This is a genomic window from Actinomycetospora sp. NBRC 106375 (genome assembly GCF_030269665.1).
In the GTDB taxonomy this organism is placed as follows: Bacteria; Actinomycetota; Actinomycetes; order Mycobacteriales; family Pseudonocardiaceae; genus Actinomycetospora.
The window spans coordinates 198804-209947 of sequence record NZ_BSTS01000009.1; the positions used below are offsets into that span (position 1 = coordinate 198804).

The following is an 11144-nucleotide window of genomic DNA, read 5'->3' on the forward strand; positions in this document are numbered from 1 at the left end:
GGCCACCATGGGGACATGACGACCACCGAGGCCGATCTGCGCTCCGACGCCGAGGCCACCCTCCAGCGCCTCGCGGGACCCGGGGCGGCGCTGCGCGAGGACCAGTGGGCGGCCATCCACGCGCTGGTCGCCGAGGGTCGGCGGGCCCTGGTGGTGCAGCGCACCGGATGGGGCAAGTCGGCGGTCTACTTCGTGGCCACGGCGCTGCTGCGCGCCGCGGGCAAGGGTCCGACGGTCATCGTCAGCCCCCTGCTCGCGCTGATGCGCAACCAGATCGACGCGGCGGGCCGGGCCGGTATCCATGCGGTGACGGTCAACTCGGCCAACACCGACGACTGGCAGGACGTCTACGCCCAGGTCCAGGCCGGCGAGGTCGACGTGCTGCTCGTGAGCCCCGAGCGGCTCAACAACCCCGAGTTCCGCGACCAGGTGCTGCCCGAGCTCAGCCGCACCGCGGGCATGCTGGTGGTCGACGAGGCGCACTGCATCTCCGACTGGGGCCACGACTTCCGGCCGGACTACCGCCGGCTGCGCACCCTCATCGCCGACCTCCCCGACGGCGTCCCCGTGCTCGCCACCACGGCCACGGCGAACGACCGCGTGACCACCGACGTGGCCGACCAGCTGGGGGTCTCGCAGAGCCACGACCGGGCGCTCGTGCTGCGCGGCGAGCTCGACCGCGAGTCGCTACGCCTCGGGGTCCTGCCGCTCGACAAGGGGGCGGACCGCTTCGCCTGGCTCGCCCAGCACCTCGACGACCTGCCGGGTTCCGGCATCGTCTACACGCTGACGGTCTCGACGGCCGACGAGCTCGCGGAGTTCCTGCGCGAGCGCGGCCACGCCGTCGCCTCCTACACCGGCAAGACCGACCCGGCCGACCGCGAGCGCGCCGAGGACGACCTGCTGGCCAACCGCGTCAAGGCGCTGGTGGCGACGAGCGCGCTGGGCATGGGCTTCGACAAGCCCGACCTCGGCTTCGTCATCCACCTCGGGGCGCCGCAGTCGCCGGTGGCGTACTACCAGCAGATCGGCCGCGCCGGCCGCGGCGTCGAGCGCGCCGAGGTGCTCCTGCTGCCCGGCCCGGAGGACCGCGACATCTGGGCCTACTTCGCGTCCCTGGCCTTCCCCGCCGAGCCCCAGGTCCGGGTCGCCCTCAGTGTGCTCGGCGACGCCGGGCGCCCTCTGTCCACCGCCGCGCTCGAGCCACGGGTCGAGCTCAGCCGCGGGCGCCTGGAGATGATGCTCAAGGTCCTCGACACCGACGGGGCGGTCCGCCGCGTGAAAGGCGGCTGGGAGGCCACCGGCGAGCCGTGGGAGTACGACGGCGCGCGGTACACGGGGCTGGCCAAGGCCCGGCGCGTGGAGCAGCAGGCGATGCTCGACTACATCGCCACCGACGGCTGCCGCATGGAGTTCCTGCGCCGCCAGCTGGACGACCCGGGCGCCGCGCCGTGCGGACGCTGCGACAACTGCACGGGCCGGCACGCCGACCCGACCATCGGCGAGGACGTCCGCGTCCAGGCGCAGACGACGCTCGACCGGCCGGGCGTTCCGCTGGCCCCGCGCAAGCAGTGGCCCAGCGGCATGGACGCCCTCGACGTGCCGCTCAAGGGCAAGATCAAGCCCGAGGAGGCCGCCGAGGAGGGACGCGCGCTGGGCCGGCTCACCGACGTGGGCTGGGGCCCTCGCCTGCGCCCCCTGCTGCGCGCCGACGACCTCGTCCCCGACGCCGCGGTGGACGCGGCCGTCGAGGTGCTCAAGGGCTGGGACTGGGCGCAGCGGCCCGCGAGCGTCGTCTGGCTGCCATCGCGCCGGCGCCCGGTCCTGGTCGAGAGCTTCGCCCAGCGCATCGGCAGCATCGGGCGCCTGCCGCTGCTCGGCGCGCTGGCCGACACCGCACCGCCGATCTACGAGGACCCGGAGGACGACGCCGAGCCGGAGGCCCCCAACTCCGCGCAGCGCCTCGCCGAGGTGTGGTCGCGGCTCTCGGTGCCCTCGGGCTTGGACCCGAGCGACGGACCGGTGCTGCTGGTCGACGACGTCGCCGACTCGGGCTGGACGCTCACGGTCGCGGCGGCGCTGCTGCGCCGGGCCGGGGCGCCGGCGGTACTGCCCCTGGTGCTGGCCACCACGGGCTGACGCGGCCGTCGGCCGGACCCTCCGCTCTGGCACCCTCGGTCGCGCCACGAGCACCGTCGGGCCGTGCCGGAGAGAACATCGCGGCCCGTGACCGGGCCGCCCGAGGAGGACGATGACCGCGGGGACGAGGCCCTCCGAGCGCGATGGTGCCGCGTCCCCCTCGGTCGCGGCGCCGGACGGCGCGGCCGACGCGGCGCCGTCCGCACGGTCGGGCGCCGGGCACCGCCTGCTCGTCGCCGTCCTGGTCGCGCTGCTGGTGGGCGCGACCCTCGTGCTGCGCCTCGGTCTGGTCGGCGGTGATGCGATCGGGGCGGCCGACAACGGCGACGGGCCCCGCCTGTCCTGCCTCGCCGGGCTCGTGCCCGACACCACCGACGGCTTCGCGACGGCCCACGGCGTCGTCGTGACCGAGTACCGCCGCAGTCCGCCGGACCGCGCACCGTCGACGGCGTCGAGGTCCCGCTGACCCGCGCACCGGAGGGCTCGCCCTACACGGGCGTGATGTTCGCCTATCTCGACGGGCTCCCGGGCCGGTGGGTGCCGCCGACGGTCGTCGCGCTGGCCCTGCTCGGCGGCGCGCTGACCCTGCTCCCGACCCGCCGTGTCGCCGGGACCGTGCTCGACCGCGCGGCGACCCCGCCCGCCGTGGGTCTTCTGCGGGTCGCCGCGCTCCTCGCGGGCACCGGCGTCGGCATCGTGCTGGTCGCCGTCCTCGGCGACGGGTACTGCGAGCTCGCCAAGCACGTCTGGCTCGGGTCCTACGCGCTCGTCGTCGCCGGGCTCGTCCTGGCCGCGGCGGCCCTGTCCCTGGCGGCTCGCGGACGGACCTGATCGATCGGACCGTTCCCGGCGGGCGGCGGCGGGTGATATGCCCTCCGGTGTGACGATCGCCGCGCTGTACCGCTACCCCGTCAAGTCGATGCTCGGGGAGTCCCTCGGCCGCGCCGTCCTCGACGAACGCGGGGTCGTGGGCGACCGCGCGTACGCCGTCCTCGACGTCGAGACCGGCATCATCGCGAGCGCGAAGGTGCCGAAGCGGTGGGCCGAGCTGCTCCGGTTCTCCGCGACCTTCGCCGGCGAGCCGGTGCCCGGCGAGCCCGCGCCGCCGGTTGTGATCACCTTCCCGGACGGGTCGACCCGCCGCAGCGACGACGCCGACCTCGACCGGGCGCTGTCCGACGCCCTCGGTCGCGAGGTCCGGCTGGTCACCACGGCGCCCGACGCGCCGAAGTTCGAGGAGCTCTGGGCCGACCTCGACGACATGGACCGCGAGAGCCTCGCGCCCGAGCACATCATCGACGCCACCACGTCGCGCCAGGAGGACACCGGCGAGGCGATCAGCAGCTTCGACGTCGCCGCGTTCGCCCCGCCCGGGCGCTTCTACGACCTCGCCGCCCTGCACGTCGTCACGGAGTCGACGCTCGCGCGGCTGGCCGAGCTCGCGCCCGAGAGCTCGTTCGACGTGCGGCGCTACCGGCCCAACATCGTCCTGGCCGACACTGAGCCCGGCTTCGCCGAGAACGACTGGCCGGGGCGGGAGATGACGCTCGGCGACGGGGTCCGGGTGGCCTACACGTTCCAGACCATGCGCTGCGTCATGACGACGATGGCGCAGGAGGAGCTGCCCGACGACCGCAACACCCTGCGTACGGTCGCGAAGAACAACCGGATCATGATCGAGAAGCCGGAGGTCGCGGGGAAGTGGGCGTGCGCCGGGGTGTATGCCGATGTCGCCGCCGGTGGCGAGGTGTCGGTCGGCGACGCCCACGCCTGATCCCGCACCGTCCGTCGAGGAGACCACGTGGACACCCGCTCCAGCACCGTCGACGGCGTCCTGACCCGCAGCGCGCGGCGTGCCCCGGACCGCGTCGCCCTGCACTTCGCCGACCGCACCTGGACCTACCGCGCCCTCGACGACGCCGTCACCCGCGCCGCCGGCTTCCTCACCGAGCTCGGGGTGGCCGCCGGCGACCGCGTCGCCACCTACGGGAAGAACTCCGACGCGTACCTGCTCGCGTTCCTGGGGTGCTCGCGGATCGGCGCGATCCACGTGCCGATCAACTACGCCCTGACCGGCGACGAGCTCGCCTACCTCATCGACCAGTCGGGCAGCCGGCTGCTCCTCGTCGACCCCGCCCTCGCCGGGCCCGTCTCCGCCCTGCCCCAGCAGCCCAAGCAGGTCGTGCCGCTGCGTGACACGCCGGGCTCGCTGCTGGAGCGGGCGTCCGACGGCCCGATCCCGGAGCTGACGGTCACCGTCGCCGACACCGACCTCGTGCAGCTGCTCTACACCTCGGGCACGACCTCCCGACCCAAGGGCGCGATGATGACCCACCGCGGCCTGGTCCACGAGTACGTCTCGGGCGTGCACTCGCTCCAGATGTCGGAGGACGACCGCCCGCTGCACGCGATGCCGCTGTACCACTCGGCCGGTATGCAGCTCTTCCTCATGCCCTACCTGATGGTCGGCGCGACCAACCACCTCATGGAGGCGCCGGACATCCCGGAGATCCTGCGCCGCATCGAGGCCGACGGCATCGGCGCGATCTTCCTGGCACCCACCGTCTGGGTGCCGCTGGTCAACCACCCCGACTTCGGCACCCGCGACCTGGAGAGCCTGCGCAAGGCGTTCTACGGCGCGTCGATCATGCCCGTACCGATCCTGAACCGGCTGCGCGAGGCCCTGCCCGCGCTCGGGGTCTACAACTGCTTCGGCCAGTCCGAGATCGGCCCGCTCGCGACCGTGCTGCAGCCCGAGGAGCACGACGAGCGGCCCGACTCGTGCGGGCGGCCGGTGCTGTTCGTCGAGCTGCGGGTCGTCGGTGACGACGGCGAGGACGTCGAGCCCGGCGGCACTGGCGAGGTCGTCTACCGCTCGCCCCAGCTCTGCGAGGGCTACTGGGACAAGCCCGAGGAGACCGCCGAGGCCTTCCGGGACGGCTGGTTCCACTCCGGCGACCTCGTGCGGATCGACGAGCAGGGGTACATCACGGTCGTCGACCGGATCAAGGACGTGATCAACACCGGCGGGGTGCTGGTCGCCTCGCGCGAGGTCGAGGACGCGCTCTACACCCACGAGGCCGTCGCCGAGGTCGCCGTGATCGGCACGCCGGACGAGCGCTGGATCGAGGCCGTGACGGCCTTCGTGGTCCGCAGGGCGGACGCGACCCCGGAGGAGCTGATCGCTCACGCGCGCGGCCGTCTCGCGGGCTACAAGACGCCCAAGCACGTCCACTTCGTCGACGAGCTGCCCCGCAACCAGTCGGGAAAGCTGCTCAAGCGCGTCCTGCGCGACCAGGTCCCGTCCTGACCGTCAGTCGAAGAACTTCCGTGCGCGGATCTCGGCGTGGCGGTGCCGCAGCCGCCACCCCGCGGGCGTGCGGACGACGACGTCGCGGTAGTCGCCCGTCACCGGCGGCCCCTCGTTGGGGAAGCCGAGGAACTTGCTGTGCGCCCGCACCGTCCCGTCGTCGTCCTCGCGGATCGTGGTGTTCGTCGTGACGTGCGCGTACATGTTGCGGCCCTTGAACGTGGCGACGATGTCGGCGACGCCGTGCAGGTCCGGCCGGCCGTCGCCGCGCTCGAACACGAAGTCCTCGGCGAAGACCTCGTGGGCGCGGTCCCAGTCGTGGTCGTCGACGACGTGGCCGTAGTCGGCGAGCAGGGCCTGGATCGCGAGGACGTCCTCGGTGCTGAGCATGACCCCATCGTCGCGCCGCGGGCGGCCGTCCGTGGGACGGTGCCGCGGGTCGATCAAGGAGGCGGACGATGCAGGACGCGGTGACCGAGCACATCGAGGCATCCCCGGAGAGCGTGTGGTGGCTCGTCGCCGACGTGACCCAGACGCACCGCTACAGCGAGGAGACGTTCGAGGCGAGGTGGATGGACGGCGCGAGCGGGCCGGCCGTCGGCACCCGCTTCAAGGGGCACGTCAAGCGCAACGGCAAGGGCCCGACGTACTGGTCGGTCTGCCGCATCACCGCGTGCGAGCCCGGCCGGGAGTTCGGCTTCGAGGTCGTCGTCGGCGACCGCTCGATCAACAACTGGCACTACCGGTTCGAGCCGGCGGGTCAGGGCACCGACGTCACCGAGTCCTTCCGGCTCACGCCGAGCGCCGCGACCCGGATCTACTGGGCCCTCGCCGGCTGGGCCCGCGGGAAGACCAACCGCCGGAACATGCGGGCGACGCTGAAGAAGATCAAGGCGATCGCCGAGTCGGAGGGCTGACCTACTCCGGGTGCCCGATCGCCGTCGAGGCCGGCACGACGACGTACTGACGCAGGCACAGGTCGGTGAACACGACCGGGCCCCGCGGGCCGGGGACGTGGTCGACGTTGATGCCGGTCTCGGGAACGCGCCGCAGCTTGACGCCGTCGAGCAGGCGGGTCGTGGCGTTCCAGAACGCGCCGGTGCCGGCGTAGGTGTCGAGGAACACCCGCGCCGCGGCCTCGTCGGCGGTCGCGATGGCGGCCGCGAGCCCCGAGGTCTCCCGGTTGGCGATCGCCGCGGCGTCGGCGGGACCGTCGGCCGGGGCCACGGTCACGGTGGCCTCGTTGCCGTCGTCGAGCGCCCACTCGTGGCCCAGCGCGTGCGTGTGCGGGGGCAGCGAGACCCGCAGCCCGTGCCCGTCGAGCAGCGCGGTCAGCCCGGGCAGCATCTCGTCCCACCGGTGACGCTCGACGAGCAGCAGGTTGAGGCGGTTGCAGACGCCGAGCCGGTCGATCGACGACGTCACCATCTGGTGGGCGAGCTCGACCGACGCGGCGCGGTCGACGTAGAGGACGCCGCCGCCGTCGGCGTGGGCGAGGGTGCGCACACCGTGCTGGGCGGCCTCGAGACCGAGCGAGCGGGTGGTGTCGCCCGAGCCGCGCAGGATCACCAGCGGGACGAGATCCGGGTGACGCACCAGCTCGACAGCGCACTCGCGGCGTGGATCGGTGACGAGCACGACCGCGTCCGGGTCGAGTCCCGCGCCCGCGAGCGCCGGGGCGACGACGGCCTCCATCAGCGCCGTGGCCGAGGCGAGCGCGGCGCCGCCGGTGCGCAGGACGCCGGCGTTGCGGGACTTGATCAGCTGCGAGGCGACGTCGATGACCACGTTGGGCCGCGCCTCGAAGTTCGCGCCGATGACGCCGACGGGACGGCGGCGCTCGATCAGCCGCAGCCCGTCGGGGCGTTCCTCGAGGACGGTGTCCACCGCGGGCGTGGCGATGTCGGCGAGGTCGAGCAGCGACTGGGCCAGCCCGTCGAGGCGGCCCGGGTCGAGCCGGAGACGGTCGACGAGCGCCGACGTCGTCCCCGCCCGCTCGGCCGCCTCGACATCGGTGGCGTTGGCCGCGAGCACGGTGTCGGCGGTCTCGGCGAGCAGGGCCGCCATCCCGCGCAGCGCCTGCGCGACCTCGTGGTCGGACGCCGCGGCCATCCGCGGCGCCGCCGCGGACGCGCGACGGCCGCAGTCGGTGACGATCTCCGCGGGGTCCGTCCCGGTGTCGGTGGCCGGGGTCGGGGACGTGGTGGTCACGGCGAGCTCACCTCGGCGGGGGCGGCGGGGTCGGGGATCGCCGGGACGACCGGCACCAGGTCGTCGGCGTGCACGACCTCCCGGCGCATCTCGGGCGGGAGGTCCTCACTCGAGCGCCCGGAGATCTCGGGCAGTTCCTCGGCGTCGAACGCGACGACACCGCGGGCCACGACCTCGCCGCGCGGGTCGACGAGATCGACCACGTCGCCGGACTCGAAGTCGCCGTCGGAGCCGGTGATCCCCGCGGCGAGCAGGGAACGGCGGCGCCCGACCACGGCACGGACCGCGCCGGCGTCGAGGTGCAGCCGCCCGCGGGTGCCGGCCATGTGCCGCAGCCAGAACCGGCGCGCCGACAGCCGCGGGCCGTACGGGGCGAACACGGTGCCGACGCCGGCGCCGTCGAGGGCGGCCGGCGCGTCGGCGGCCGCGGCCACCAGCACCGGGACCCCGGCGCCGCTGGCGAGGTCGGCGGCGGCGAGCTTGGACGCCATCCCCCCGGTGCCCAGGGAGGAGGGCTTGCCGACGCGCACCCCGGCGAGGTCCGCGCCGCCGGTGACCTCCCGGACGAGCGACGCGCCCGGCGAGCGCGGATCGGCGTCGTAGACGCCGTCGACGTCGGAGAGCAGCACCAGCGCGTCCGCCGAGATCACGTGGGCGACGAGGGCGGCCAGGCGGTCGTTGTCCCCGAAGCGGATCTCGTCGGTGGCGACGGTGTCGTTCTCGTTGACCACCGGGACCACGCCGAGGCCGAGCAGCCGCTCGAACGTCCGCTGCGCGTTGCGGTAGGGCTGGCGCCGCACGACGTCGTGGGAGGTCAGCAGTACCTGACCGACCGTGCGGCCGTGGCGGGCGAAGGCCTCGGCGTACGCGCGGGTGAGGTGGAGCTGACCGACGCCGGCCGCGGCCTGCTGCGTCGCGAGGTCCCGGGGGCGGCGCGGGAGCCCGAGCGGGCGCAGGCCCGCGGCGATCGCCCCGGAGGACACGAGCACGACCTGCGAGGCGCTGGCCCGCGCCGCCACCGCGTCGACGAGCGCGTCGAGACGGGCGACGTCCAGGCCGCCGTCGACGCTGGTCAGCGACGTCGACCCGACCTTGACCACCAGCCGGCGCGCGCCCGCGACCGTCTCGCGGGCCGTCATGCCGGGTCCTCGTAGTCCTCGTGCCACGGGGTGATGCCGAGCTCGTCGTCGCTGTGGTGGCGACGGCGCTCGTCGCGGGCCGCGCGGCGGTCGGACGCCGACGGGCGGTCGACCAGCTCGGCGCCCTCGAGGCGCGGGTCGGTGCCGCGGTTGCCGCGCATCGCCGCGACGCCCGCGGGCGTGGACGGCTCCCAGTCGAAGGTGTGGATGCCGATCGTGACCATGTCGCCGGGCCGGGCGCCGGCCTCGGCCAGCGCCTCCTCGACGCCGAGGCGGGCGAGCCGGTCGGCGAGGTAGCCGACGGCCTCGTCGTTGGCGAAGTCGGTCTGGCGCACCCAGCGCTCGGGCTTCTCGCCCTTGACCAGGAACCCTTCCTCGGGGTCGGGCTCGACGGTGAAGCCGGTGTCGTCGACGGCGGTGGGGCGCAGCACCACGCGGGGCGCGGTCGACGGCACCGCCGCCGCCCGCTCGGCGTCGACCGCCGCGGCCATCGCGTAGGCGAGCTCCTGGAGACCCTGACGCGAGGCGGTGGAGATCTCGACGACCGGCCAGCCGAAGGCGGCGACGTCCTCGCGGACCATGTCGGCGAGCTCCGCGGCGTCGGGGACGTCCATCTTGTTGAGGGCGACGATGCGGGGGCGCGCGGCGAGGTCGGTGCCCAGCGCCGGGGTGTAGGCGGCGAGCTCGGCCTCGAGTGCGCGGATGTCGGACACCGGGTCGCGCTCGGGCTCGAAGGTCGCGCAGTCGACGACGTGCACGAGCACCGAGCAGCGCTCGATGTGGCGCAGGAAGTCCAGCCCGAGGCCCTTGCCGGCGCTGGCGCCCGGGATGAGCCCTGGGACGTCGGCGACGGTGAAGGTGCTCCCGCCCGCCGAGACCACACCGAGGTTCGGCGCGAGCGTGGTGAACGGGTAGTCGGCGATCTTGGGCTTGGCCGCGCTGAGGGCGCTGACCAGCGAGGACTTCCCGGCGCTCGGGTAGCCGACGAGCCCGACGTCGGCCATCGAGCGGAGCTCGAGCACCAGGTCGCGGCTCTCTCCCGGCTCGCCGAGCAGCGCGAAGCCCGGCGCCTTGCGCGAGGGCCCCGCGAGGGCCGCGTTGCCCAGCCCGCCACGGCCGCCGCGGACCGCGACGAACCGGGTGCCCGGGCCGGTGAGGTCGCCGAGGACGTCGCCGTCCGTGTCGAGCACGACCGTGCCCTCGGGCACCGCGAGCTCGATGTCGTCGGCGTTGCCCCCGTTGCGGAAGCTGCCCATCCCCGGGCGGCCGTTGCCGGCCGTCGCGTGCGGGCGGTGGTGGAAGTCGAGCAGCGTGTGGACGCCGGGGTCGACGACCAGCACGACGTCACCGCCGCGCCCGCCGTTGCCCCCGTCCGGCCCGCCGAGGGGGACGAACTTCTCCCGCCGGATCGACGCGCACCCGTGGCCCCCGGCCCCCGCCGTGACGTGCAGCGTCACGTGGTCGACGAAGCGGGCCATCGCGCGGCGTGTCCTTTCCGGTGTGTCGTGCCAGCGGTGGGCCACCGCTGCCATCCAGTGTCCGTACCGTCACACGCTCGAGGGCGGTCCGGACGAACGAAAGGGGTGGGTCCGTGTCCCGGACCCACCCCTGACGGTACTGCTGCAGTCGTCGGCCTTCGGCGCGGCAGCTCCGCTGCGCCCCGTGCCGCCGGATCAGGCGGAGGCGGTCTCCTCCGCCGGGATGACGCTGACGGCCTTGCGGCCGCGGCGGTTCCCGAAGGTCACGGAGCCCGCGACCAGGGCGAACAGCGTGTCGTCGCCGCCGCGGCCGACACCGGTGCCCGGGTGGAACTTGGTGCCGCGCTGGCGGACGAGGATCTCGCCGGCCTTCACGACCTGGCCGCCGTAGCGCTTGACGCCGAGGTGCTGGGCGTTGGAGTCGCGACCGTTGCGGGAGCTGGACGCACCCTTCTTGTGAGCCATGACTGCTCCCCTTACTTCGAGATGTCGGTGACCTCGAGGCGGCTGTAGCGCTGGCGGTGGCCGACGCGCCGCTTGTACCCGGTCTTGTTCTTGTACTTCATGATCTTGATCTTCGGGCCCTTGTTCTCCCCGACGATGCTGCCGGAGATGGACACCTTCTCGAGGTCGGACGCCGAGCTGATCACGGTGCTGCCGTCGACGACGAGCACGGGCTGCAGATCGACCGTGTCACCGTCGAGGAGCTCCACGTCGATGACGTCGCCGACCGCGACCTTGTACTGCTTGCCGCCGGTCTTCACGATCGCGTACATCTTCCGCGGTGCTCCTGTCTGCGTGGACTTCCGGCTCCGGCGCGGCCCGTGCGGAGCGGGCCCGGCGCACTGGTGCCGCGGGCAAGGACTG

General features: G+C 74.1%; 12 protein-coding genes. 6 read left to right on the forward strand and 6 right to left on the reverse strand.

Annotation, left to right across the window (positions count from 1 at the left end; translation table 11 throughout):
• Window positions 1-15 precede the first annotated feature (15 nt).
• From QSK03_RS16930 to QSK03_RS16950, 5 genes are all read left to right on the forward strand, one after another.
• Window positions 16-2139 (forward strand): RecQ family ATP-dependent DNA helicase, encoded by a 2124-nt coding sequence (locus QSK03_RS16930; RefSeq protein WP_285654192.1) that lies wholly within the window; start codon window positions 16-18, stop codon window positions 2137-2139.
• Between the two features lie 112 nt (window positions 2140-2251).
• Window positions 2252-2605 carry a YfdI family membrane protein gene (locus QSK03_RS16935; RefSeq protein WP_285654194.1) on the forward strand — a complete coding sequence of 118 codons (354 nt, stop codon included), beginning with the start codon at window positions 2252-2254 and terminating at the stop codon, window positions 2603-2605.
• Between the two features lie 35 nt (window positions 2606-2640).
• Entirely contained in the window at window positions 2641-2970 is a 330-nt protein-coding gene (locus QSK03_RS16940; RefSeq protein WP_285654196.1) for a hypothetical protein, read from the forward strand.
• Between the two features lie 49 nt (window positions 2971-3019).
• Complete coding sequence (locus QSK03_RS16945; protein WP_285654198.1) at window positions 3020-3913, forward strand: MOSC domain-containing protein; 894 nt, start codon at window positions 3020-3022, stop codon at window positions 3911-3913.
• A 27-nt stretch (window positions 3914-3940) separates the two neighbouring features.
• On the forward strand, window positions 3941-5449 hold the full coding sequence (locus tag QSK03_RS16950) for an acyl-CoA synthetase (protein ID WP_285654200.1): 1509 nt from the start codon (window positions 3941-3943) through the stop codon (window positions 5447-5449).
• 3 nt (window positions 5450-5452) lie between these two features.
• Here QSK03_RS16950 and QSK03_RS16955 read toward each other — a convergent pair whose 3' ends face one another.
• On the reverse strand, window positions 5453-5839 hold the full coding sequence (locus QSK03_RS16955; protein ID WP_285654202.1) for a nuclear transport factor 2 family protein: 387 nt from the start codon (window positions 5837-5839) through the stop codon (window positions 5453-5455).
• Between the two features lie 68 nt (window positions 5840-5907).
• Between QSK03_RS16955 and QSK03_RS16960 the strand changes: the two genes are divergently transcribed.
• The gene (locus tag QSK03_RS16960; protein ID WP_285654204.1) at window positions 5908-6366 is read left to right on the forward strand and encodes an SRPBCC family protein; all 459 of its coding nucleotides are present in this window, start codon (window positions 5908-5910) and stop codon (window positions 6364-6366) included.
• A 1-nt stretch (window position 6367) separates the two neighbouring features.
• On the opposite strand, the gene QSK03_RS16965 is transcribed toward QSK03_RS16960, so the two are convergent.
• The 5 genes from QSK03_RS16965 to rplU all read right to left on the reverse strand — a co-directional run bounded on the left by QSK03_RS16965 (window position 6368) and on the right by rplU (window position 11053).
• Window positions 6368-7660: an aldehyde dehydrogenase family protein gene (locus QSK03_RS16965; protein WP_285654206.1), complete on the reverse strand. Its 1293-nt coding sequence runs from the start codon at window positions 7658-7660 to the stop codon at window positions 6368-6370.
• Window positions 7657-8799: a glutamate 5-kinase gene (gene proB / locus QSK03_RS16970; RefSeq protein WP_285654209.1), complete on the reverse strand. Its 1143-nt coding sequence runs from the start codon at window positions 8797-8799 to the stop codon at window positions 7657-7659. Before proB ends, QSK03_RS16965 begins: the two co-directional genes overlap by 4 nt.
• On the reverse strand, window positions 8796-10277 hold the full coding sequence (gene obgE, locus QSK03_RS16975; protein ID WP_285654379.1) for a GTPase ObgE: 1482 nt from the start codon (window positions 10275-10277) through the stop codon (window positions 8796-8798). Before obgE ends, proB begins: the two co-directional genes overlap by 4 nt.
• A gap of 195 nt (window positions 10278-10472) precedes the next feature.
• On the reverse strand, window positions 10473-10742 hold the full coding sequence (gene rpmA / locus QSK03_RS16980; RefSeq protein WP_285654211.1) for a 50S ribosomal protein L27: 270 nt from the start codon (window positions 10740-10742) through the stop codon (window positions 10473-10475).
• A gap of 11 nt (window positions 10743-10753) precedes the next feature.
• Window positions 10754-11053, reverse strand: a complete 300-nt coding sequence (gene rplU / locus QSK03_RS16985; protein WP_285654213.1) for a 50S ribosomal protein L21 — start codon at window positions 11051-11053, stop codon at window positions 10754-10756.
• Window positions 11054-11144 lie beyond the last annotated feature (91 nt).

Coding starts and splice junctions, on each gene's coding strand:
- QSK03_RS16930 (WP_285654192.1), top strand. CDS start 16: ATGACGACCACCGAGGCCGATCTGCGCTCCGACGCCGAGGCCACCCTC.
- QSK03_RS16935 (WP_285654194.1), top strand. CDS start 2,252: ATGACCGCGGGGACGAGGCCCTCCGAGCGCGATGGTGCCGCGTCCCCC.
- QSK03_RS16940 (WP_285654196.1), top strand. CDS start 2,641: ATGTTCGCCTATCTCGACGGGCTCCCGGGCCGGTGGGTGCCGCCGACG.
- QSK03_RS16955 (WP_285654202.1), bottom strand. CDS start 5,839: ATGCTCAGCACCGAGGACGTCCTCGCGATCCAGGCCCTGCTCGCCGAC.
- QSK03_RS16960 (WP_285654204.1), top strand. CDS start 5,908: ATGCAGGACGCGGTGACCGAGCACATCGAGGCATCCCCGGAGAGCGTG.
- proB (WP_285654209.1), bottom strand. CDS start 8,799: ATGACGGCCCGCGAGACGGTCGCGGGCGCGCGCCGGCTGGTGGTCAAG.
- obgE (WP_285654379.1), bottom strand. CDS start 10,277: ATGGCCCGCTTCGTCGACCACGTGACGCTGCACGTCACGGCGGGGGCC.
- rpmA (WP_285654211.1), bottom strand. CDS start 10,742: ATGGCTCACAAGAAGGGTGCGTCCAGCTCCCGCAACGGTCGCGACTCC.
- rplU (WP_285654213.1), bottom strand. CDS start 11,053: ATGTACGCGATCGTGAAGACCGGCGGCAAGCAGTACAAGGTCGCGGTC.